Here is a 23,070-nt window from a genome sequence, read left to right on the forward strand (position 1 = left end):
GCCTACTCCGCGGTGATGCGCGCGTCGCGCACCACGGCGCCGATCTTGTCGATCTCCTCTGCCATGAAGCGGCGGAAATCCTCGACCGTGCCGCCGGCCACCTCGGCGCCGCCTTCCAGCAGCCGGGCACGCTCGGCGGGCTGGGTGACGATGTCCATGAAAGCGGCGTTCAGCCGCTCCGCCACGGCAGACGGCATGCCGCCGGGGCCGAGCACCCCGTACCACTCGTCGATGGCGAAGCCGGGCAGCGTCTCCGCGATGGCCGGCACCTCGGGCAGGTAGGCGGCGCGCGCCGCGGAGGTGACGGCGATGGCACGCAGCGAGCCCTCGCGGACGAAGGGCAGGGTGGAGCTGGCATTGCCGAACATCAGCAGGAGATGCCCGGCCACCACATCCGCCAGCGCCGGCCCGCCGCCGCGATAGGGCGCGTGCAGCATGTCCACGCCGGCCGCGAGCTTGAACATCTCGCCCGAGATATGCACCGCCGAGCCGATGCCGGGCGAGCCGAAGGTCAGCCGTCCCGGCTGCGCCTTGGCCAGTGCGATCAGCTCCGGCACCGTCCGGACCGGCAGCGCCGGATTGACCACGAGGATGTTGGCGACGCGCGCCAGCAGCAGGACCGGCGTCAGGTCCCGCAACGGGTCATAGGCGGTGCGGGAGAGCAGCGCGGCGGAGATGACCGTGCTGGTCACCATGCCAAAGGTATGGCCGTCACTCGGCGCCCGTGCCAGCTCCGCCGCGCCGATGGCGCCCGAGGCGCCGCCCCGGTTCTCGACGACGACCGGCTGGCCGAGTCGCGCCGAGAGCTGCGGCGCGAGCTGCCGGGCGAGGATGTCGGTGGTGCCGCCGGGCGGCCAGGTGACGAGCAGCCGCAGGGGGCGAGAGGGGAAGGCCTGCGCCAGGGCTGGCGCCGGCAGCAGCGCCGATGCGCCCAGGGTCGCCAGCAAAGCTCGACGTTCCATCCCGCTTTTCCTCCCGCCGGTTCAGGCCGCGGACCAGCCGCCATCGATCGGCAGCACGGCTCCGGTGATGTCCCGCCCCGCCTCGCCGCAGAGGAAGGCCGCCATCGCGCCCACCGCCTCGGCCTGCACGAAGCGGCCGGTCGGCTGCTTGCCGGTCAGGAATTGCGCCTCCGCCGCCGTCCGGCCAAGCCCGCCCGCCGCCATGGCGGCGCGCAGCCGTTCCTCGATATTGGGTGTAAGGGTCGAGCCGGGGCAGAGCGCGTTGCAGGTGATGCCGCTCTCGGCCGTCTCCAGCGCCACCGCGCGCGTCAGCCCGATCAGCGCGGTTTTGGTCGTGACATAGCCGACGCGCCCGGCGGTGCCGACCAGGCCGTAGATCGAGGACATGTTGAGCACCCGCCCCCAGCCACGCCGCCGCATCCCCGGCAGGGCCAGCCGCAGCAGGTGGAAGGCGGCCGAGAGGTTGACGGCGATGTCCATGTCCCAGGCCTCCGGCGCAGTACCCTCGACCGGACCGAAATGCCGGGTGGCGGCATTGTTCACCAGGATGTCCGGCGCCGCCGCCGCGACGAGGGCGGCGATGGCGGCCAGATCGGTTAGGTCAGCCCGGTGGTAGCGCACTTCGACGCCCCGTGCCGCCACCGCCGCCAGGGCGGGCGCCGCCTCCGCCTCGGTGGCGAGGCCGTGCAGCAGGATGGTGCAGCCCTGGGACGCCAGGGCCTCCGCCACCGCGAGGCCGATGCCGCCGGTCGAGCCGGTGACCAGCGCCTGGCGGCCGCGCAGGCTGCCACCGCCCCTTTCGTCCGGATTCATGTGATCGATACCATTTCTCAAGCCTAGACGGGAAGCAAATGGGAGTGCAATCCAGCGCATTGAACTTTACAGCCGGAACGGTAGTGGTTACCGCTAACACGATCCGGCAGCAGCTTGCCGCACCACGTCCAGGAAACACGCCATGCTGGCTCTTGCACGCCGCGCCCGATGAGTAGCCAGGCCTATGCCGGCGAGGCGCTCGGCCACTTCCTCGCGGCCTCCCGCTGGGCGGACATCCCGCCCGCGCTGCGGCACGAGGCGGTGCGCAGCCTCCTCAACCATCTCGGCTGCGCGCTGGGCGTGGCGCGGGATCCGGCGGTCACGACCGCCCTCGAGGTGATGGCCGGCTTCAGCGGCGCGCCGGTGGCGACCGTCATTGGCCAGGGGCGGAAGCTCGACGCGATGAGCGCCGCCTTCGTCAACTGCATCGCCGGCAACCTGCTGGATTATGACGACACGCATCTCCGCACCGTCATCCACCCCGCCGCACCAGTCGCGCCGCCCCTGCTGGCGCTGGCCGAGCAGCGCGGCCATTCGGGGACAGAGGTGCTGCATGCCTTCCTGCTCGGGATGGAGGTGGAGTGCCGCATCGGCAACGCCGTCTCGCCCGGACATTACGACCGGGGCTGGCACATCACCTCCACCTGCGGGGTCTTCGGCGCGGCGGCAGGTTGCGCGAAGCTGCTGGGGCTGACTGCCACGCAGGCCTGGCATGCCCTCGGCATCGCCGCCAGCCAGTCTGCCGGGCTAGTGGAGAACCTGCCGAGTGCCGCGAAGAATGTCGGCATGGGCAATGCGGCGCGGCACGGGCTGCTGGCGGCGCTGCTGGCCGAAGCGGGATACGAAGCCACGCCGGCCGCCATCGAGGGGCCGCTCGGCTGGGCCCGCGCCATGGGCGACATGCCGCAGGTCGCGGAGATCACCAGCGGCCTCGGCGAGCGCTGGGAGATCGCCCGCACCACCTACAAGCCCTATTCGGCCGGCATCGTCTTCCACGCCGTCATCGATGCCTGCCTGCAGCTCCGCGCCGAGCTGGACGTGCCGCCCGAGGCCATCGCCGCCGTGACGGTCGCGGGCGATGCGCTGCTGCTCGCCCGCGGCGACCGCGCGGTGCGGACGGAACGCGATGCGCGCGTCAGCATCCACCACAATGCCGCGCTGGGCCTTCTCCGCGGCCGGGCAGGCGTCGCGGATTTCGGGATGCCGGCCGTGCTGGACCCGGCGCTGGTGGCCCTCCGCGCCAGGGTCACGGCGGCGCTCGATGCCTCGCTGCCGCGCGGTGCCGCCCGGGTGACGGTGCGGCTCGCCGATGGGCGGGAGCGGGTGGCGACGGTGCTGCAGGCGCGCGGCAGCGAGGCACGGCCGATGAGCGATGCGGAGTTGGCGGCGAAGTTCCGCGACAACGCGGCCCTCGGCGGCTTCGCCGACCGCGCCGATGCCGCGCTCGACGCGCTGTGGGCTTTGGAGACGGCGCCGGAGATCGGCGGCCTGATGGCTCTGCTGACCTGACGAAACAGAAGAACGGGGGAGAACCACGCCCATGCCCTTCATTACCCGCCGCCGCCTGCTCGGGGCGGCCGCAGCCCTGCCGCTCGCCGGCCCCGCCCTGGCCGCCTTTCCCGAGCAGCCGGTGCGCGTCATCGTCCCTTGGAACCCTGGCGGCCTGGCCGACATCCTGATCCGCGCCCTGGCGCCCGCCATGGGGCAGGCGCTCGGCCAGCCGGTCGTCGTCGAGAACCGGGCCGGCGCCAATGGCGCGGTCGGCACGCAGGCCGTCGCCCGCGCACCGGCGGACGGCCATACGCTGATACTCGGCAATGCCGAGACCCATGCCATCAACCCACTGATCTATCCGAAGCTCGCCTACAACCCGGTCACCGAGTTCACCCCGGTGACGGCCTTCGCCAGCGGCCCCTTCGCGCTGATCACCCGGCCGGGCCTGGGCACCGAGACGCTGGAGGCCTTCCTCGACCTGGCGCGCCGCCAGCCGGGCCGGGTCAGCTTCGCCTCCTGGGGCATCGGCAGCACCTCGCATCTGGCGATGGAGGGTCTGGCCCGGCAGGCGCGGCTGGAGATGCTGCACGTCCCCTTCACCGGCGCGGCGCCGGCGGCCACGGCGCTGATCGCCGGGCAGGTGGATTGCATGTTCCTCAATGCCGGCCCGGCCGAGGCCGCGGCGCGCGACGGCCGGCCGAGAATCCTCGGCATCGGCGCCACGGAGCGCGTCCCGCAACTGCCCGCGGCGCCGACATTGAAGGAGCTTGGCCTCCCGGTGGAGGCGGCGAACTGGTTCGGCCTGCTCGGCCCGGCCGGGCTGCCGGCGCCCGTCGCCGCCCGCATCGGCGCCGCCGTGGCCGAAGGGCTGAAATCTGCCCAGGTCCAGGAGGTCTTCCGCGCCCAGGTCGCCCTGCCGTTGACGCAGACGCCGGCCGAGATGGAGCAATTCCTCACCGCCGACCGGGGACGCCGGGGCTCCGTCCTGCGCGACCTCAACATCCGGCTGGAATAGGCGGCATCTGGCCGTCATGCCGGCCCGGCGCTTCCCCGGCGGTTGAGGAGGGCGATGGCCAGGGCGAGGGTCAGGCTCAGCAACAGGCGGCCGGCGACGAGCTTCGCGCTGCCCAGCAGGGCCCAGAGCCTACCCGCCAGGCCGCCATGCTGCGGCGGGAGGATGTGGAGGCTGGCCGCGTGGGGTGTCGCCCCAGATGGCTGCGGACGAGGTGCGCGACATGGCCACGGCCTGAGGGCGGACAGCGCTGCCGGTGTTCGAAGCCTCCTTCGCACCGCGCTGGCCCATGCCGGCCCGGCAGCCTCGTCACGGTGCGCGATCATCGGGACATGGCCGGGGTGACCATAACCGATGACGGGCCAGGCTTCTCGCAGGCAAATGCGCCCGGGCCTTCGGCCCGTTCTTCAGGACGGCGCGCGAGCGGCAGAACCGGGCTCCGCCTCGCCGTCGGAGGTCAATCTGTAATCCATGATGATAGGTTCATATCGTGTTTGCAGGCCGAGCAGTCGGGCAGGGCTGTTTCGGTCGCTACTCATAGCTCTACGTCGTCGGAGCAACAGAAGCAGTTCCGGTTTGGTCCGCCGCCATGGGGGTTTGAGGGCAGGATCAGCGCGCGCGCGGGTTTCCGAGCGAGATCGCGATGTCAGTGAGATCGCGAAGCTCTTTCGTGTCGGGTAGGCGCCTTGGCGGGACAGAGGTCGGGCTGCCCCGGTCCTCCTCGACCATCTTGGGGAACTCGCCCCATCGCGGGCGCGTCCCCCCGCCCGCAGCGTCTGAGTTTTGCGCTTCCTCGGGAGCGATCTCGCGCACCGCCTTGAGCATCTACCTGAGCCCTCCGGCCACGAACGTAGCAACGAGCCCGCCGATTGTCAGCAGCAACGCGCCAACGAGGGCTACGAAGGCCCGGTTCCTCCAGGTCTTCCTCTGCCGGTTTGCCTCCCGGTTACGGGCAGTCGCGACAATCATCTGCGCGACCAGGCTGCCGCGCACCCTGGCAAGGATGATGCTCTCCAATTCCTGTGGCGTCGCGTCCGCAAACTGCTCCCTCGTGTCCTGTGCCACCTGCCCCGCCGACCGAAGCAGTTCCGCCTCGGGCGCCACGTCCAACACGCCTCGCCGGACGAGCGCCGCGAGTAGGCAGGCTATGGAAACCACAACCAGCACCACGTCGAGGGCGAGGGCGGCAGCGATAGGCACCGCGAAGCTAGGCGCCGCCTGCCGGAGTTGCGGAGCCGCGACGGCGATGGCGGCGAAGGTCGCGCCGGTGCCCGTCGCGTAGAAAGGCAGGCTCCGGATGACCGTCTCCTCATCGTCGAGCTCCCGAAGGAATCGCTGGCGAACGTAGCCCTCCAGATACGCCTGCGTAGCGCCGGTGTCGGCCAGGTAGGTAGCCGCCTCGGGATCGGGTTCTGGGCGCACGCGCCCAGGGCTCAAGGTTTCCTCCATGCGCGACTCCCGCGAACAAAGCAGGAACATGCACAACCCCGTTCGCGCTGTCCATCGCTTCGGCGCCGTTAGAAGCCCGTTACCTCAGGTCGTCGCCGTTGCTCGGGTGGCCTTGCTTTTCACCGCCGTCGTGGCGTTTCGGAACGCGATGATAGCGGGACCGCACATTCATAACGCTGCGCGGTGGCCCAGGGGTTAAGGGCGCCACAGAAAGCACGACTGGTGAAAGCTGGTTGCTTAGAAGCGATGCTATCGATCCTGCGGGGCGACTATGGGCGCAGCACCGAACGGCCGAGGCCGCGATAGACGCAACATCAATGGTGGCTTCTCGCTGTGCTACCCCGAGATGCTGGGGGGACTTGCCAGTGTGGGTCGCCGCAACGAGGCCTTGGCGACACTCGGGAGCGCATTGGAATGGTCCGAGCGGAGTGGGGAGACATGGTACCCTCCCGAACTTTTCCATAGACCTTGTTCCGGCGCAGGCTGTGCGTGCTGTAGGTTGACCGCTCAAGCCCGATAACTTCGACTCATTCGCAGACGGGGCAGGCATTCTGGCGGATGCTGAGGTGCTGGCCCATCCTTGATCGGCTCGGGGACACATAGTCGTCCAGCACGCGGCCACGGATTACCAGCCATGCGCGCAGGCTGCCGCGGGTTTGGTCGCTGAGTTCGAACTGCACCGGCCGCCCGGTCTTCCGCTGGATGCGGTCGCGCGGTAGCGAGTAGCGCCATTCACGGCCAGTTGGACAATCGTCAGCCGGACCAAGTTGCAGCCTCTAGGCTTGCTGTCGATCACCGCACGGTCGCTAAGCCGCTGCTCCCCTTAGGGAGGAAGCGGATTGCCCAAATCTGCTTGGGTTTAAGGGGCGGTTCGAGACCGACCGAGCGCCCCTTGTTCCAGGGTGAGGCCGGCCTCGTATGAGGGAGCGGAGCACCAGCATAGGCGTGTCGAATAGCACATCTCCTGAACCGCAAGACCGCGGCCCAGGAGGAAGCGCCAAGCTAGCGTCGGCGGACCGAAAGCGGTCTCGCCGCAGCGCACCGGTCACCGCCAAGAAATATACGCTTTTTGGATGGGCGCATGAGGCCAGCGCCATTCTGTTGACCCAGCGAGATATGCCGAGAGTCTACCGAAGTGCGGATTCACAACTCCATCGCCTTGCGAGCCATGTCCACGGCACCGGCGCGCGACTTGGCGGCGCCTACGAAACGGCGCAGATGCACGAACACGGCATCCGCTATGCCCGTCTTCGCCACCAATGCCTCCCCCTGCAATCCGGCCCAGGCTTCGGGCAACGGCAGCCGCTGCTCGAACGAGCCTGGCTCCGGCGGCATCGTGTCCAGCATCCAGTTCCCGTTCGAGGCAGGTGAAACGGTGAGCAGGACTGGCAAGTCGTGCGAGAAAACAACGTTCTTCCAGGGCATTCCGCGATCCAGCACCAGGATGCGCGGATTGTCGCCGGCCTTGTGCGCAGCGAGGACGCTGGCTTCGGCCGCAAGACGTGCCCGCAATCCATCAACGCGGCGGCGCAGGATACCTGAAGCCAATGCGGCCGCCTCCAGAAATGCCACATCGCCGGCCGTGGGTCCGGCTCCCGCAGGATCATCCCAGGTCGGATTGAATTCGCCGATCAGCGTTGCCATGCCAAGTGTATCGCGTTCGCTTGAGCCGTTGGACGACAGGCCGTTATCGATTTCGTCAATCCGCCGCACAACGGTCTCATCGATTTCCGAGGCGATCCTGGCGGCGAAGGCCTCGGCCCCGCTCTCCCGCAACAGGGCGGCTACCGCGCGTTCGCCGTAGGCTTGCCAAATCAGGCCTGCGGAGGAGAAGGGCGTTGCATCGGCTCGCTGCGGTGCACCGCGCTGGTGATGGTCGAAGCGGTTTGCTGCTGCATCGAAGATGAACCCTACATCCCAGACGATATCGGCCGTGTCGATCAATTCCGGTTTGCGGGTGCGCAGCAGCACATGGTCCCGGCCGGGTTCAGCCAAACCCAGCGCCATGCGCAATACGGCATAGGCAAATACCTCGTCGCAATGGAACTTGCCGCCATGGGTTGCAAGTACGGGAAGCGGCAGATCACGTGCCATAATTGAAATCCGATACAGGGGTGCTTCGGCGCTAATGGGGAACGCCTCTGGCGGAGTGCCTACCTCGGCAAGCCCGATGCGTCGATGGTTCGAGTTCACCTGCTCCTGGCGATGTTCGGCGTAACAGAAAGCCAGGTGAACCGATCATCCGCTTTGGAAAGCCGCGTATCGACGGCAGGATGACAGCCTTGGGCATGGCCTCGTTGTTGCTACGTCTAAGCCGATACCGGATCGAGGTTTCCTGATGATGAAACGCCGCACCCTGCTCACCACCGGCGCCGCTGCGCTTGTTGCACCCCGCGTGGCCCAGTCGCAGGCCGCCAGAACGCTCAAATTCGTCCCGCAGATCGACGTGCCCCTGCTCGATCCCATCGTCACCAGCGCCTACATATCGCGCAACCATGGCTTTGTGGTGTTCGATACGTTGTTCGGGCAGGATAGCGAGTACAAGGCGCAGCCGCAGATGGTGGACGGCTTCATCACCGAGGCCGACGGCAAGACCTGGCGGCTCACGCTGCGCGGCGGCCTCAAATTCCATGACGGCACCCCCGTGCTCGCCCGCGACTGCGTCGCCAGCGTCAACCGCTGGGGCAAGCGGGACGCGTTCGGCCAGGCGCTGATGGCCGTCACCGACGAGCTTTCGGCCACCGACGACAAGACGATCGTCTTCCGCCTCAAGCGCCCCTTTCCCCTGCTGCCGGACGCGTTGGGCAAGATTGCCGGCAACATGTGCGCGATCATGCCGGAGCGGCTGGCCAACGCCGACCCCTTCAAGCCCATCACCGAGATGGTCGGCAGCGGCCCGTTCCGCTACGTCGCAGCCGAGCGTGTACCAGGGGCGCTCAGCGTCTACACTCGCTTCGAGAGCTACGTGCCGCGGCCGGGCGGCACGCCGAGCTGTACTGCCGGGCCGAAGATCGCATACCTGGACCGCATCGAGTGGGGCGCCATCCCAGACCCGTCGACCGCCATGGCCGCATTGCAGCGGGGCCAGGTCGATTGGTGGCAGGAGCCATCGCTCGACCTGTATCCCGTGCTTCGGCAAAACGGCAACCTGACCACCGACACGCTCGACCCGACGGGCCTGCCGGGCATGGTGCGGTTCAATCATCTGCAGCCGCCCTTCAACAACCCGGCAATCCGGCGTGCGCTGCTCGGTGCGGTGAACCAGGCGGACTTCATGCAGGCAGTGGCGGGGTCTGATCGGTCGCTGTGGAAAGACGATGTTGGCTTCTTTGCCGCCGCCTCGCCGCTGGCCAGCAGTGCCGGAGTATCGGTGTTGCAAGGCAAGCGCGACATGACCCGCGTAAAGGCCGACCTTGCCGCGGCCGGCTACAACGGCGAACGCGCGGTGGTGATGATCGCAACCGACTTGCCGGCTCTGCAAGCGCTGGGCGAGGTGGGAGCCGACATGCTGAAGCGGGCGGGCATCAACGTGGACGTGCAGAGCACGGATTGGGGCTCGGTGATCCAGCGCCGGGCCAGCAAGGCCCCGGTCGACAAGGGCGGGTGGAGCGTCTTCTTCACCAGCTTCTTCGGCGTCGACCAGTTCACGCCAGCGACGCATCTCGGCCTGCGGGGGAATGGCGAGGCCGGGTGGTTCGGTTGGTGCAACTCTCCCAAGCTCGAGCAACTGCGGGACTCCTGGTTCCAGGCGTCGGACACGGCGGCTCAGAAGGCGATCGCGGTGCAGATCCAGGAGCAGGCGTTCCAGGACGTACCCTACCTGCCGACAGGGGAGTATTATCAGCCAACCGCCTACCGCAAGACGGTGAGCGGCGTGTTGAAGGGCCTGCCGTTGATGTGGAATGTGAAGAAGGAGGCGTGACGACCCGCAGCCCGATGCCGGCTTGAGCTGATTCTGGCCAGCCGTGCATCGGCCACCCGAGTGTGGCCATTCGGAACGCCCGACACGACCGCCCGATCTGCCCCGTGCAGATGAGGGCGGCGGCGGGAGTTACGGGATTGGCGGGACCACATCTGGATGCCCGACACGGGAACCTCGGCCCATCGCTGATCTCTTGGTCGATCAATCAGCGCGGATGTTGGCGGCGCGCATCACCTCGCCCCAGCGCCGCCGGTCTTCCTGGATGGTGCTGCGGAAGCTGTCGGGGTCGCCGATCAGGCTTTCCATGCCGTTCTCGGCCAGCCGCCGCTGGAAGACCGGGTCGACGTTCACCCGCTGCAGCGCCGTGACCCAGCGATCCAGAACCGGCTTCGGCATGCCGCCCGGACCGGCGACGCCAAACCAGTTGCGCACCGTGAAGCCCGGCACCGTCGCGCTGATCAGGGGCACGTCCGGCATCAGCGGGCTCGGCCTCGGGGCGCCGAAGGCGACGGCGCGCAGGCCGCCATCGCGGATCTGGCCGAGGAATTCCGGCAGATTGCCAAACATCATGTCGGTGCGCCCGGCGGCGATATCGACGATCGCCGGCGCGCCGCCGCGATAGGAAACGTGCAGCAGGTCGACACCCGCAAGTCGCTTGAAATACTCCGCCGCCAGATGCTGGCTGCCTCCATTCCCCGCGCTGGCGTAGGTCAGTTTCCCGGGATTGGCGTGGGCGAGATCGATCAGTTGCCGGACGTTTTGGATCGGCCCCTGCGGACTGACGACGAGCACATTGTAGATGTTGGCGACATTGCTGATCGGCGTCAGATCCTGGTCCACGTCGAACGGCAGCCGCATTCCCGGCATCTGCGGCATGACGGTATAGAGCGCCATGGTGGCAAGCAGTACCGTATGACCATCCGGCGGCGACTTCGCCACGGCATCGGCGGCAATATTGCCCGAGGCACCGGTGCGGTTTTCCACCACGACGCGTTGGCCGAGGACCGGCGACAGGTGCTCGGCCAGGATGCGGGATAGCAAGTCGCAGGTCCCGCCGGGCGCGAAGCCGCAGAGGAAGCGGATGTCCTTCGAGGGAAACTCCTGCGCACGCGCTGGTAGCGCGGCCGCGAACAGGGCGAGAATGGCGATCAGCAGGCGCTTCATTGGCGCATTTCCTCCCGGTTGATGCTTGCTTTGGCCTACACGTAGCCTGGTCCCTCGATGGCCGGATGGGCGGCGAGGAAACCCTCATCCACTTCGACGCCGATGCCCGGGCCATCGAGCGGCAGCACCGTCCCGTCGCGGCTAATGCTCCAGGGCTCGCTGCCCAGCACATCGCGGAACAGGTTGTTTCTCGAGACATCCGCCTCGAAATAACCGCCATTCTCGATGGCAGCGAGGAAATGGATGGAGGCTGCCTGGTTCACACCGGTCATGGAGGAATGCGGGTTGATCGGGATCTTGAAGGCGCTGGCCATGGCCGCGATCCGCAGGGCCTCCGTGATGCCGCCGCATTTCGACAGGTCCGGCTGCCAGATGGTGATGACCCTGTCCTCCAGCACTCGGCTGAATTCGAAACGGGTGTAGTGGTTCTCTCCCGCCGCCAGCGGCGTCCGGCCATAACTCCGCGCCTGGGTGTAGAGATGATGATCGTGCGCGGGGAAGGGTTCCTCCAGCCAGCCGATGTTCAGCGCATCCATCACCGGCATCACCTGCCGCGCATCCGCGATGGAGTAGCCGGTGTTGGCGTCCGTCAGGATCGCCAGCCCATCGCCGAAGGCATTCCGCACGGCCTCCATTCGCGCGGTGTCGTCGCGCACCGTGTCGCCGATGCGCAGCTTCACGGCGCGATATCCGCTCTCGATCAGCGGCTGGGCCTCCTCGACCAGGTCGGCCGGCGGCTGGTAGCCGAGGGCGATGCCGCCGGCATAGGCGGGAACCAGGCGGCGGGCGCCACCAAGAAGCTTCCAGAGCGGCCAGCCCACCGCCTTGCCCCTGATGTCCCACAAGGCCATGTCGATGCCCGACATCGCCATGGCGGTGCCGGCGCCCATGCCGTGGCTGCCAAGCTGGTACTTGTAGATCTTGGCCCAGATGCCGGTGGTGTCGCTCGCCTCCATCCCGAGGATGAGCTGGGAGAGGGTGGTCTCTATCAGCTTGGCGATGGCGGTATGGGCGCGGCCATGATGGCTTTCACCCCAGCCGACCAGGCCGCTCTCGGTCGTCACCTTCACCATGACGCAGTCGCGCTTCACAGCCTGCCCGATGCCCAGCCGCACGCCACCGGATTGCGGCAGCGGGAAGGAGGTGGGATAGGCCTTGATCTCGCGGATCTTCATCATTGCCTCCTGTAACGGTTCAGGAAATCTTCCTTCACTGTGATGCCAAGGCCTGGCCGGTCGGGCACGTCCACCATGCCGTCCTGCACGGGGAAGCGCTCCTCGATCAGGTCGTGCAGCATGGGGTTGTGGCCGAGCGAGTATTCCAGGATGAAGCCCGCGCTGTTGCTGGCGGCCAGATGCAGCCCGGCAGCGAAAGCCGGGGCACCCGACCAGAGATGCGGTGCCAGGCGCAGATTGAAGGCGCTGGCGATGGCGCCGATCCGCACGCCTTCGGTGATGCCGCCGGCGATGGCGAGGTCTGGCTGCAGCACATCGGCCGCACGCAGCTCCGCCAATTCACGGAAGTCGTGCCGGGTGAACTCGCTCTCGCCGCTGCTGATGGGCACGGCGCTGGCGCGGCGCACCTCCGCCTGGCCCTGCTTGTCGTCCGCTGTCACCGGTTCCTCGAACCAGAGCAGGTCACAATCCTCCACCATGCGGCAGAAGGCCTTGGCCTCCGCCACGGTCCAGGTGCCATGTGCATCGGCGGCGAGACCGATTTCAGGGCCGAGCGCCCGGCGCGCTGCCCGCACCCGTGCGGCGGAGCGGGCAACCGGCCCATCCATCGAGCCGACCCGCATCTTCACCGCGTGAAAGCCGCCCTTGTCGATATAACCGAGGAGCTGTTCGCCGATCTTGTTCTCATCGGCCCAGCCGCCGGAGGCATAGGCCGGCATGCGTTCCGCCCGCCGGCCACCGAGAAGCCGCCAGACCGGTGCGCCGAGCGACTTGCCCAGAATGTCCCAAAGGGCGATGTCGATGCCCGCGATGGCACTGATCGACAACCCCCGCCGCCCGAGCGCCGGGAAGACATGGCCGCGGTCGATCGCAAAGCCCTGCCGCGGCATGTTGTACAGCACATCCCAGAGCCGCGAGATGTCACGCGGGTCCTCGCCCGTCAGCTGCGGCGCAAGATCCTGGTTGATGATGGCGGCCAGCCCGGCGCAGGCCGCTGTGCTGGCCACACCTGCCTTGGCCTCGCCCCAGCCGGTGATGCCGGCATCCGTCTCCACCTGGACGATGACGCTGTCGAAGGTCGGCTGCTTGCCGAAATCGGAAAGGTGCTGACGCTCCGGTGGGATCGGCACCTGAACCCAGCTGGCCTCGACGCGGGTGATCCTCACAGGCCAAGCTCCCGGCGGCGGGTCTGGTATGCGTCCCAGGCTTCCGGATTGATGAGGTTGGCCGGCCGCCCGCCGCGCAGCACCCGCACCACGTCCTCTGCCGCGACCTGGCTCATGCGCGCCGCACTCTCGCGCGAGAGGCCGGCGACATGCGGCGAGAGGACGACATTGGGAAAATCGCGCAGCGGATGGCCTGCCGCGAGCGGCTGCACGGCGTAGACATCCAGCGCCGCGCCGCCGATGCGGCCTGCCGACAACGCCTCGACCAGCGCCTCCTCCTCGACCACCGCACCGCGCGAGACATTCATCAGCCAGGCAGTCGGCTTCATGCGGCCGATCAGTGCGGCCGAGGCCAGCCCCTTGGTTTCCGGGGTCAAGGGGCAGGCGAGGGCGATGAAGTCGCTCTCAGCGAAGAGGTTTGGCAGCGCCGCATACTCGACAAAACCCGGCAGCGCCTCCCGCCTCCGCTGGAAGCCCAAGACCCGCATGCGGAAGCCGTGATGCGCGATCTCCGCCAGTCGCGTTCCGATGGCGCCGACGCCGACGATGCCGAGGGTCCGGCCGCGCAGCTCGGTAGCGCTGCTGGCCAGGGCGCGGCCGCTCTTCCAACCCTCCGTGAGGTGGAGCCGGTGCATCGTTTCCAGCTGCCGTGCTGCGGCAAGCATCTGGGCGACGACGAATTCGGCAACTGCATCGGCATTGGCGCCCGGCACATTGGTCACCAGCACACCATGCGCCGTGCAGTCGGCTACCGGGATCAGGTCCACGCCGACCCCATGCCGCGCGGCGACCAACAGCCTTGGGCAGGAAGCGGCCAGGTCGTCGGGCAACTTCTGCCGCACGATGACAGCCGAGGCTGCGCGGCAAAGGGCGCGGAGTTGGTCGTGGCTTTGTTCGCCACCGGGGCCTTCGATCACCTCCAGCCCTGCCTCGCGCAGCACTGCCATGCCCACGGGTTCGATCGGCTCGGTTAATGCAACCTTCATTCTATGCCACCTTGAAGCGGGCCAGAACCTCGCGGTCGATCTCGATGCCGAGGCCCGGGCCCTCCGGCACGGCGACGACCCCGTGCTTCTGCTCGATTGGCAGGGTCGCCAGCAGGTCGCGCAATGGGTTCGGCGTCTGCTCGAATTCCAGCATGGGCGGCACGGGACGGAAGGCCGGCGGCTGATCCGGCAGGGTCGCCAGGAACTGCACCGTGGCGGCGAGACCAATTGCGCTGCCCCAGGCATGCGGCACGCATTCCACGCCGAAGGCCGAGGCCAGCGTTGCGATTTTCCGCATCTCCGAAATCCCGCCGGCGGCGCAGACATCGGGCTGGACAATATCCATGGCCTTTTTCGCGATCACGTCGCGGAAGCCGAAGCGGGTAAAATCATTTTCCCCGCCTGCGACCGCCAGGTCGAGCGCGCGCGTGACCTCGACATAGCCGTCATGGTCTTCTGGGCTGATCGGCTCCTCGAACCAGAGGAGATCCAGCGGCTCCAGCATGCGGCCGAGACGGATCGCCTGCGGGACGGAGAAGCAGTGATTGGCGTCCACCGCGAGGCCGATCTCCGGCCCGATCGCCTCCCGCACCGCCGCCACGCGCCGCAAGTCCAGTTTCGGATCGCCGAGGCCGATCTTCATCTTGATGGCGCGGAAGCCCTGCGCCTTGTACTCCAGCGCTTCCTCCACCGCATCCTCGACCAACCGGTCCATGTCGATGAAGTAGAGGCCGGTTGCATAGGCCTGAACCTGCTTGCGATAGGCCCCGCCGATAAGCTTGTGGATCGGCTTGCCCGTGGCCCGCCCCATCAGGTCCCAGAGCGCGATGTCGATGCCCGAGAGCGCCGTGATGGAGAAGCCCTGTGCCCCGTAATCCTTGATGCGGTTGTAGAGGTCTTCCCAGACGACCTCCACGTCGAAGGGATCGCGGCCGACCACGCGCGGGGCATACTGCGTCTCGATCAGGGTCTTGTTGACAGCGGCCGGGCCGTAGCACTCGCCCCAGCCGGTCAGCCCGTCATCGGTCGTCACCTCGACGATGCAGGAGGAACGCGTGCTGTAGAGCCAGCCCCGCGCCGAGGTGAAGGGTTTCTCTACCTTGGACTGCAGGATATGGCAGGTGATCTTGTCGATCTTCATGCGGACGCCCTCCCAGGCGCAGTTCCGGGAAGGCTGCCATGGGGGGGCGCCGCCTGTCACCCTCGCGCTTGAGTGCCGGCTCTAGAGACGGAATGGCCCGATTGGGAGCCGACGGACAGCGCCCGCACAAGGGCTGCGCGGTTCGCTGGGCCGCGCTGGTGCGGGAGGTGGGTTGGGTCGCGCCGGGGCCACTCGGGGGCGGACCGGCGCTCGGCGCAGATCGAGGTCCACGCAGTGCTGACCTTCGCCTTGTTGGCCAGAAATCTGACATGACGCTGCGGGATCCAGGCCGAGGCGCAGCCCGATCTCGACCCCGACCGTTTGGTATTGATGGATGAAAGCTGGGCCTCGACCAACATGGCCTGCACCGACAGCCGGGCACCCCGGAGCGAGCGCCAGCAGGCCTCTCGTGCCAGCCGGGTGTGCCAAGTGCTTCGCCGCTGCCGGCTGTAGCGCAGACAGATAGGAAAACGCTCTAGCCCGGCCAGCGCAACAGGTGCTGCAGGCCTTGTCTCCCTTTGGCACCCTCGGTTCCGACCGAAGCTGTTGGGATGTCGGCCTGGGTTAGCCTTCCGTGCCCCCGAATTTAGCCCAAGCGCGAGGGCGACCACCATTTCCCGTAAGCTGTCAATTTTTGAAATACACCGCAACATGTTGAAAATGCTGCGTTCTCAAACAGAGACAGCTTATGGGTAAACGCATACGCCGCCCTCACCCTTCGGTCAGGTGCGTCCGTAGGTGTCCTCGAGGCGGACGATGTCGTCCTCGCCGAGATAGGAGCCGACCTGCACCTCGATGAGCGTCAGCGGGATCATCCCCGGATTCTCCATCCGATGGACGCAGCCGAGCGGCAGGTAGATGCTCTCGTTCTCGCGCAGCATGATGTTCTCGCCGTCGCGGTGGACGATCGCGGTGCCATGCACCACCACCCAGTGCTCGGCGCGGTGGAAGTGCTTCTGCAGCGAGAGCTTCTGTCCCGGCCGGACCTGGATGCGCTTGACTTGGAAGCGGTCGCCCTGGATCAGCCCCTCATAGTTGCCCCAGGGGCGGTAGACGCGGCGATGCTCCGTGGCCTCCTTCTGCCCGCTGCGGCGAAGCTGGTCGACCAGCCGCTTCACGTCCTGCGCCCGGTCCCGCGGCATGGCGAGCACCGCGTCATCGGTGGTGACGATGACGACATCCTTCAGCCCGACCACGCCGGTGAGGATGCCCTCCGACCGCACCAGGCAGCCCTCGGCATCGACCAGCGAGACCGGCCCGCTGACGACATTGCCGCGCCCGTCCTTCTCGCCGACCTCCCAGAGCGCCGCCCAGGAGCCGAGGTCGGACCAGCCGATGTCCGCCGGCACCACCGCGGCGAGCGAGGTCTTCTCCATCACCGCATAGTCGATGGAGATGGCCGGCGCCGCGCCGAAGGCCTGGGCGCCTAGGCGGACGAAGTCGAGATCCCGCTTCGCCTCGGCTATGGCGGCGGTGACGCTGCGGACCACCTCGGGGGCAAAGCGCTCCAGTTCGGCGAGCAGCGTCGCGGCGGTGGCGACGAACATGCCGCTGTTCCAGAGGTGCCGGCCATCGGCGAGCAGGTCGGCCGCCTTGGCCGCGTCCGGCTTCTCGATGAAGCGCTCGAGCCGCATGACGCCCGGCGCCTCGGCCAGTTCGGCGCCCGGCTCGATATAGCCATAGCCGGTCTCCGGCGCGGTCGGCCGCATGCCGAAGGTGACGATGCGCCCGGCCTGCGCCGCGACGACGGCCCTGGCCAAGGCGGCGTGCAGCGCCGGCACATCGGTGATGGCCGCGTCCGCCGCCTTCACCCAGATCACGTCCTCCGGCGATTGCTCGGCCACCAGCAGCGCGGCGGCGGCAATGGCCGGGGCGCTGTTCCGCCCTGCCGGTTCCAGCAGGATGCGGGCGCCCTCGACCTTCGCCTCGCGCAGCTGCTCGGCAACGAGGAAGCGGTGCGCCTCGTTGCAGACCACGACGGCCGGCGCGAACTCCGCACCCATGGCCCGGCCCGCCGTCTGCTGGAGCATGGTCTCGCTGCCGAGCAGCGGCCAGAATTGCTTCGGGTACCCCTCGCGCGAGAGCGGCCAGAGCCGCGTCCCCGTTCCGCCTGACAAGATCACCGGCACGATCGCCACAATGCTTCTCCGTCGTGTTTACGGCGGCCTACACCGGAAAGATGGCGGGAAACAGGGCGAAGATCAGGCGACCCTGCGGCCGCAATCGGCGAAGCCGGCGAACATGTAGCCGGCGCCGCGGACGGTCTTGATGCAGTCCTGCTGGGTCAGGCCGAGCTTGCGGCGCAGCCGGAGCACGAGATTGTCAACCGTCCGGTCCTCGGCGCGGAAGGGGCGGCGGAAGACGGCGCGGGCAACGGCATCCCGGCTGATCGGCTTGCCGCGATGCTCGACCAGCAGGCACATCAGGTCGTACTCGGCGGTGGTGAGGGCGCATTCCGACCCGTCCGGCCGCAGCAATTGCCGCCGTTGGGGGATCAGGCGCCAGCCATCGACGCCGATTGCCGGCTCGGCCTGTACCGTGCCCCATTCGCCCCGCCGCAGCACGGCCCGGATGCGGGCCAGCAGGGCGTGCGGCGCCAGATCGCGGTCCACCAGGTCGTCGGCGCCGGCCTCCAGCACCACGATCTCGCTGAGGTCGTCGCCGCGCTGGGCGAGCATGATGCAGGGGATGATGGAAATCTCGCGAATGCGCCGGAGGGTCTGCAACGCGCTGGCCGGCTTGTCCCCCTCGCCGAGGAGGATGACGCTCGGCGGCCGGTTCTGCAGGCGCGCCAGCAACGGCTTCGGGTCCTGATGCACCTCGACCGGAAAGCCATGCTGATCGAAGAAACTGGCCAGTCTTCGGCCAAAGCCGGCGTCCGTTTCGATGATTCCGAGACCCTGCTGTTCCATGCCAATCCCCTACGGCATTCCCGGAGCCGCCAGCGACCTCGGCCGTCAATCAGCGATTGATGCAACGCCATAGTGTGCAGCGCAGCACGATTTGTCACCCGGAAATCGTATTCCGGGTTTCCTCAATGGACTGTTACCGAACCCGGGGTTGAGCAGAGATTTGTAAATGAAGTTATGGCAAGGTTGGCCGCCGACCCGCGGCGACGGCATCGATGAGCGCCAGGTGCTGCGGCAGGCAGACACTGTCGAGATCGTAATGATCAACCACGGTGCGCCGCGCCGCTTCCCGCAGCGGCGCATGGGCCGCCGGGTCCTCAAGCGCCCGCACCACCGCCTCCGCCACCTGGTCCGGCGAGAAGAAATCGACCAGCAGCCCGTTCCGCCCGTGCTCGATCACCTCCTGCACCGGGGCGGTGGCGGAGCCGATGACCAGGCAGCCGAGCGACATGCTCTCCAGCATCGACCAGGACAGGACGAAAGGGTAGGTCAGGTAGACATGGGCCATGCTGAGGCTGAGCAGGCCAAGCAGCGTCTCATGCGGCACCTTGCCGGTGAAATGCACCCGCGAGAGGTCCAGCCGGTCGCCGAGCTCGGCCAGCAGCACCGCCTTCCAGCTCTCGCCCTCGCGCGGCTTGCTGCCGTAATGCGGGTCGTCCCCGCCGACCAGCACGATCTGCGCCGCCGGCCGCCGCGCCAGGATCTCCGGCAGGGCGCGCATGAAGACATGGAAGCCGCGATAGGGCTCAAGCCCGCGCGCGACGAAGGTCACCACTTCATCCCCCTCGGCCAGGGTGCAGCCATCGGCCAGGGTGATCCGCACCCCCTTCCGGCGGCGGATTGCGTGGGTATCCACCCCCTCATGCACCACCGAGATGCGCTCGCGGGCCCAGTCGGGGAAGCGGCTGGCCTGCCATTGCGTCGGCGTCTGCCCCCAATCCGCCACCTGCAGCGAGACCAGGTGGTTGGCGTTGAGGATGCGCACCCGGCAGGCATCGTCCATCGAGACCTGCCCCGGCGGGTCGAAGCCGACATCGGCGCCGGTCGAGTGGTAGTAGAATTCCCAGTAGTAGAGCAGCTTCGTCTCCGGCCAGACGTCGCGGAGGAAGAGCCCCTCCCCCCAGCCGGGATGGCAGCAGACGATGTCCGGGGTGAAGCCCCGCTCCTTCAGGGTGATCGCCGCCCGCGCCGCCTGCTGGCCGCGATAGACCGCGTTCTCGAAGCGCCGGACATAGCGGTGCGTCTCCTTCGCCCCCGCATGCGGCGCCTTGTAGCGGAGGTGCTGGACGCCCGGCAGCGGCTCCCCGGCATTCTCCCCGAGGCCGATCACCTGCATCCCCGGCCGCCGGGCCAGCGCGCGGGCGACATGGCGGTACTGCGCCGGGAAATTCTGGTGGACGAAGAGCACGCGCATGCTTCGGTCGATCCTGTCGGCAGTCACGGGGGCGTGGGGTCCGCTCATGCCCGATCGCCAGGGACAGGGCAAACGCTGCGTGCCGTCCCACGCCGCCGTGCCGCACAAATCCGCGGGCCAGGGCAACAACCGGCATCGCCACGCATTACGCAGGTGCATGGAAGCCGCCCGTCCCAGGACCGACTGGTCCGTCCTCTCCACCCTCCTCCGCCTGGCCCAGCGCGAGGGATGGCGCGTGGAATTCGAGGCCGACCAGGTCGAGGTCTCGAGCCGCCGAGCCAGGCCGGGGGTCATCGTCCTGCCCTCCCGCCTCATCCGCCACGCGCGGGCGAGCGGCTGGCAGGCGGCCATCGCCCCGGGCCGCATCGGCCTTCGCCACCCGGCGGTGCGCCAGGCGGTGACGCTGCGTCTCGGCGAGAGCGGCGGGGCGGGCTAAGCTCCCTGGAACCACGCCAGGGTCCGGAGCCGCCATGACCGACAATCCCACCGCCTGCCTGATCATCATCGGCAACGAGGTCCTCTCGGGCCGGACCCGCGACGCCAACCTGCAGCATCTGGCGACCCGCCTCGGCGAGCTCGGCATCCCGATGCGCGAGGCCCGCGTCATTCCCGACGTGCCGGAGACGATCATCGCCACGGTGAACGAGTGCCGGGCCCGCTTCACCCATGTCTTCACCACGGGCGGCATCGGGCCGACCCATGACGACATCACCAGCGAGTGCATCGCCCGCGCCTTCGGCGTGCCCTGGGAGGTGCATGAGGAGACGCGCGCCATCATGGCGGCCGACTACGCCCGGCGCGACCCGCCCATCGAGTTCAACGAGGCCCGGCTGCGCATGGCGACGCTGCCCCGCGGCGCCGTGCCGATCCGCTGCGCGGAGACGACGGCGCCCGGCTTCAGCATGGGCAATGTCCATGTGATGGCCGGCGTGCCGCGCATCATGCGCTCGATGTTCGACGCGCTGGCCCCCACCCTCGAGCGTGGCAGGCCGATCCTCTCCCACACCGTCCATGCCGATTACGTCTACGAGGGCCAGATCGCAGCGGGGCTGACGGCGATCCAGCAGCAGCACCCGGCGCTCGACCTCGGCAGCTATCCCTACTATCGCGGCAAGGGCGGCGGCGTCGCGCTGGTCGCCAAGGGCACCGAGGCCGAGGCGGTCGAGGCCGCGGCCCAGGCGATGCTTGCCCTGCTCAGCCAGTTCGGCACGGCGCATGAGGGCGAGCCGCCACCGGAGGGCTGACGGAGCCTGATCGCCGAAGGCCGGCACGGCCGGAGGCGTGAATCAGGCAACCAGGAATTACCCCACGAACCGCGCCAGCCGCACCGCCGTCTGCCCCGGCATGGTGCGGAGGCTCGGCATCACCAGCAGGCAGTCGTCATGCGGCGAGCGGATCTCCGCCTCGCCGTCGAGGGCGATGAGCGTGTTCCGCCGCTTCACCACCTCGCCGCCGCGGAAGGCCTGGACGAAGGCGAAGGCGGGCGTGCGCGCCACAACCGTGCGCGTCACCTCGGCGAGGCGAGCCTTCGCCGGCGCGGCCGGCGGCGGCGCCAGCACTGGATGCTCCGGCGCCACCACGCCGCTCGCCCGGAGCAGCGCGGCGCCCGCGGCCTCCATCGTGCCGATCGTCGCCGACTCCCAGTGCGAGCCGGCCTCGACCAGGATCGCGGCGCGCCGGCTGAGCGGCGCATAGTCGATCAACCGCTTGCCGCTCGCATGGCCCTGGTCCGAGACGACGAGCGGCGGCACGCCGAGGCTCAATGCAAGCTCCGCCGCCCGCGCCGACCGCCCGACGAGCATCAGCGGGTCCGATGGCCAAAGCATCGAATGCAGGTCGAGCAGGATGTCGACGCCATCGAAGAAGGGCCGCAACACCCGCGCCCGGCGCAGCTCGGTGGAGCGGCGGCCGCCCTCCAACGTCTCCTCGTCCCAGAGCCGGTTCATGTCCTCGTCGAGGAAGCGGCTTGCCGTCGGGTCCGCCGGGTCGAAGCGGGCATAGGCATCGACATTGGCGAAGACGAGGGACAGCCGTCCCCGCACCGGCCGCAGCCCGGCGCGCAGCCAGCGGTCGAGCACCACGGCGCCGGCGATCTCGTTGCCATGCACCAGCGCGACCACGGCGACATGCGGCCCCGGCGCCTCGGCAGCGAAGCTCCAAACCCCCGGCAGCGCATTGCCGCCGAGGAAGGGGCGCAGGTCCGGCGCGGCGATCTGCACCTCGAGGCGCAGCAGGCCGGAGCCGCCCTGAACCGGAGACGGGGTGCGTGGCATGCTCACCCCGCCAGCGTGCCCGCCAGGCGCCCGAGGAAGCCAAGGCAGGAGTCGATCTCGCTGTCGGCCACCCATTCCTCCGGCTGGTGCGCCTGGGCGATGTGCCCGGGCCCGCAGACGATGGTGGGGATGCCGGCGCGTTGGTAAACCCCCGCCTCCGTCCCGTAGCTGACACGGCCGGCGGCGTTGCGCCCGGTCAGCCGCTGCACCAGCAGGGTGAGCGGCGCATCCTCGGCGAGGTCGAGCGGCGGCAGCACGGAGCGCGGCGCGATCCGCAACTCGGCATCGGGATGCACCGCGCGCAGCGGCGGCATCGCCTCGGTCTCCATGAAGGTGCGGAATTCAGCGAGCACCGCCTCGGCATCGTCGCCCGGCACCGAGCGCACCTCGAAGGTCATCTCGGCACGGTCCGGCACGATGTTGAGGATGCTGCCGGCGCGGAAGGTGCCGACATGCACCGTGGTGAAGGGCGGCTCGAACCCCTCCGCCCGCCGCCCGAGCTTCGCAAACAGCCGCGCCCGGCGGGCAAGGAAGGCGGCGCCCTCGGCGGCGGCATGGAGTGCGTTGGCCGTCTCGGTGGCGCGCGAGGAATGGCCGGAGAGGCCCGTCACGGTGACATCCCAGCTGGCATAGCCCTTGTGGCCGACCACCGGCGCCATCCCCGTCGGCTCGCCGACGATGCAGCAGCCGGGCAGCGGGTCGGGCTCCAGCTCCGTGACCAGGCGCCAGGCCCCGGCGGCATTGGTCTCCTCGTCATGCGTCAGCCAGAGATGCACGGGCCGCTGCAAGTCCATCGCGGCGAACTCCGGCATCATGGCGATGGCGCAGGCGGCGAAGCCCTTCATGTCGCTGGTGCCGCGGCCGATCAGCCGGCCGGCCTCGCGCCGCAACCGGAAGGGGTCGGCCTTCCACTCCTGCCCCTCCACCGGCACGCAATCGACATGCGCCGAGAGCGCCACGCCCCCCGCCACGCGCGGCCCGACCATGGCGTAGAGATTGGCCTTGCGGCCCTCTGCATCGAGCGTGACGCGGCTGGCGATGCCATGCGCCGCCAGCCACGCCTCGACGTCGCGTATCAGATCGAGATTGCTGTTGCGGCTGGTGGTGTCGAAGGCCACCAGCCGGTCGAGCAGCCCCAGTGCCTCGCCGAGCTGCGTCATTTCATTGTCTCCCATCCGGCAGTCTATACG

The 23,070-nt window shown here is 68.6% G+C and carries 20 protein-coding genes and 1 pseudogene; 6 read left to right on the forward strand and 15 right to left on the reverse strand.

Annotated elements, in window-relative coordinates:
• Positions 1–2 precede the first annotated feature (2 nt).
• Together JMJ56_RS07920 and JMJ56_RS07925 are read right to left on the reverse strand one after the other, a co-directional pair.
• Positions 3–962, reverse strand: coding sequence for a Bug family tripartite tricarboxylate transporter substrate binding protein (locus JMJ56_RS07920; RefSeq protein WP_202831084.1), 960 nt, complete (start codon positions 960–962; stop codon positions 3–5).
• A 21-nt stretch (positions 963–983) separates the two neighbouring features.
• Positions 984–1,775, reverse strand: a complete 792-nt coding sequence (locus JMJ56_RS07925) for an SDR family NAD(P)-dependent oxidoreductase (RefSeq protein ID WP_202831085.1) — start codon at positions 1,773–1,775, stop codon at positions 984–986.
• Between the two features lie 168 nt (positions 1,776–1,943).
• Between JMJ56_RS07925 and JMJ56_RS07930 the strand changes: the two genes are divergently transcribed.
• The gene (locus tag JMJ56_RS07930) at positions 1,944–3,284 is read left to right on the forward strand and encodes an MmgE/PrpD family protein (RefSeq protein ID WP_202831086.1); all 1,341 of its coding nucleotides are present in this window, start codon (positions 1,944–1,946) and stop codon (positions 3,282–3,284) included.
• A gap of 31 nt (positions 3,285–3,315) precedes the next feature.
• Positions 3,316–4,284: a Bug family tripartite tricarboxylate transporter substrate binding protein gene (locus JMJ56_RS07935; protein ID WP_202831087.1), complete on the forward strand. Its 969-nt coding sequence runs from the start codon at positions 3,316–3,318 to the stop codon at positions 4,282–4,284.
• 606 nt (positions 4,285–4,890) lie between these two features.
• Here JMJ56_RS07935 and JMJ56_RS07940 read toward each other — a convergent pair.
• From JMJ56_RS07940 to JMJ56_RS07950, 3 genes are all read right to left on the reverse strand, one after another.
• The gene (locus JMJ56_RS07940; protein WP_202831088.1) at positions 4,891–5,106 is read right to left on the reverse strand and encodes a hypothetical protein; all 216 of its coding nucleotides are present in this window, start codon (positions 5,104–5,106) and stop codon (positions 4,891–4,893) included.
• Positions 5,107–5,730 (reverse strand): hypothetical protein, encoded by a 624-nt coding sequence (locus tag JMJ56_RS07945; RefSeq protein ID WP_202831089.1) that lies wholly within the window; start codon positions 5,728–5,730, stop codon positions 5,107–5,109.
• Between the two features lie 1,143 nt (positions 5,731–6,873).
• Positions 6,874–7,824, reverse strand: a complete 951-nt coding sequence (locus JMJ56_RS07950) for an MYG1 family protein (RefSeq protein ID WP_202831090.1) — start codon at positions 7,822–7,824, stop codon at positions 6,874–6,876.
• Positions 7,825–8,071: 247 nt separating this feature from the next.
• Between JMJ56_RS07950 and JMJ56_RS07955 the strand changes: the two genes are divergently transcribed.
• On the forward strand, positions 8,072–9,652 hold the full coding sequence (locus tag JMJ56_RS07955) for an ABC transporter substrate-binding protein (protein ID WP_202831412.1): 1,581 nt from the start codon (positions 8,072–8,074) through the stop codon (positions 9,650–9,652).
• A 201-nt stretch (positions 9,653–9,853) separates the two neighbouring features.
• Here JMJ56_RS07955 and JMJ56_RS07960 read toward each other — a convergent pair whose 3' ends face one another.
• From JMJ56_RS07960 to JMJ56_RS07980, 5 genes are read right to left on the reverse strand one after another with little or no spacing between them, the layout of a single operon-like run.
• Entirely contained in the window at positions 9,854–10,816 is a 963-nt protein-coding gene (locus JMJ56_RS07960; RefSeq protein ID WP_202831091.1) for a Bug family tripartite tricarboxylate transporter substrate binding protein, read from the reverse strand.
• A 35-nt stretch (positions 10,817–10,851) separates the two neighbouring features.
• Positions 10,852–11,991: a mandelate racemase/muconate lactonizing enzyme family protein gene (locus JMJ56_RS07965; protein ID WP_202831092.1), complete on the reverse strand. Its 1,140-nt coding sequence runs from the start codon at positions 11,989–11,991 to the stop codon at positions 10,852–10,854.
• Entirely contained in the window at positions 11,991–13,157 is a 1,167-nt protein-coding gene (locus JMJ56_RS07970; RefSeq protein ID WP_202831093.1) for a mandelate racemase/muconate lactonizing enzyme family protein, read from the reverse strand. The genes JMJ56_RS07965 and JMJ56_RS07970 overlap by 1 nt, the downstream gene beginning before the upstream one ends.
• Positions 13,154–14,143 carry a hydroxyacid dehydrogenase gene (locus tag JMJ56_RS07975; protein ID WP_202831094.1) on the reverse strand — a complete coding sequence of 330 codons (990 nt, stop codon included), beginning with the start codon at positions 14,141–14,143 and terminating at the stop codon, positions 13,154–13,156. The genes JMJ56_RS07970 and JMJ56_RS07975 overlap by 4 nt, the downstream gene beginning before the upstream one ends.
• 1 nt (position 14,144) lies before the next feature.
• Entirely contained in the window at positions 14,145–15,284 is a 1,140-nt protein-coding gene (locus JMJ56_RS07980; protein ID WP_202831095.1) for a mandelate racemase/muconate lactonizing enzyme family protein, read from the reverse strand.
• Between the two features lie 291 nt (positions 15,285–15,575).
• Between JMJ56_RS07980 and JMJ56_RS33710 the strand changes: the two are divergent.
• Positions 15,576–15,714 (forward strand): annotated as a pseudogene (locus JMJ56_RS33710) (IS630 family transposase); the annotation flags it as partial.
• A gap of 292 nt (positions 15,715–16,006) precedes the next feature.
• On the opposite strand, the gene JMJ56_RS07985 reads toward JMJ56_RS33710, so the two are convergent.
• From JMJ56_RS07985 to JMJ56_RS07995, 3 genes are all read right to left on the reverse strand, one after another.
• A complete protein-coding gene (locus tag JMJ56_RS07985) occupies positions 16,007–17,422 on the reverse strand; it encodes a mannose-1-phosphate guanylyltransferase/mannose-6-phosphate isomerase (RefSeq protein WP_328702310.1) in 1,416 nt (471 codons plus the stop codon).
• Between the two features lie 63 nt (positions 17,423–17,485).
• A complete protein-coding gene (locus tag JMJ56_RS07990) occupies positions 17,486–18,196 on the reverse strand; it encodes a response regulator transcription factor (RefSeq protein ID WP_202831096.1) in 711 nt (236 codons plus the stop codon).
• 172 nt (positions 18,197–18,368) lie between these two features.
• Positions 18,369–19,607 (reverse strand): glycosyltransferase family 4 protein, encoded by a 1,239-nt coding sequence (locus tag JMJ56_RS07995; RefSeq protein ID WP_202831097.1) that lies wholly within the window; start codon positions 19,605–19,607, stop codon positions 18,369–18,371.
• A 157-nt stretch (positions 19,608–19,764) separates the two neighbouring features.
• Here JMJ56_RS07995 and JMJ56_RS08000 point away from each other — a divergent pair, with 157 nt between their 5' ends.
• Together JMJ56_RS08000 and JMJ56_RS08005 are read left to right on the forward strand one after the other, a co-directional pair.
• The gene (locus JMJ56_RS08000) at positions 19,765–20,043 is read left to right on the forward strand and encodes a hypothetical protein (protein WP_202831098.1); all 279 of its coding nucleotides are present in this window, start codon (positions 19,765–19,767) and stop codon (positions 20,041–20,043) included.
• Between the two features lie 34 nt (positions 20,044–20,077).
• Entirely contained in the window at positions 20,078–20,851 is a 774-nt protein-coding gene (locus tag JMJ56_RS08005) for a competence/damage-inducible protein A (protein WP_202831099.1), read from the forward strand.
• A 57-nt stretch (positions 20,852–20,908) separates the two neighbouring features.
• Here JMJ56_RS08005 and JMJ56_RS08010 read toward each other — a convergent pair whose 3' ends face one another.
• Positions 20,909–21,880, reverse strand: a complete 972-nt coding sequence (locus JMJ56_RS08010; protein ID WP_202831100.1) for a M14 family metallopeptidase — start codon at positions 21,878–21,880, stop codon at positions 20,909–20,911.
• 2 nt (positions 21,881–21,882) lie between these two features.
• Positions 21,883–23,040: an acetylornithine deacetylase gene (gene argE / locus JMJ56_RS08015; RefSeq protein ID WP_236037556.1), complete on the reverse strand. Its 1,158-nt coding sequence runs from the start codon at positions 23,038–23,040 to the stop codon at positions 21,883–21,885.
• Positions 23,041–23,070 lie beyond the last annotated feature (30 nt).

The organism is Belnapia arida, assembly GCF_016773205.1.
GTDB classification, from domain to species: domain Bacteria; phylum Pseudomonadota; class Alphaproteobacteria; order Acetobacterales; family Acetobacteraceae; genus Belnapia; species Belnapia arida.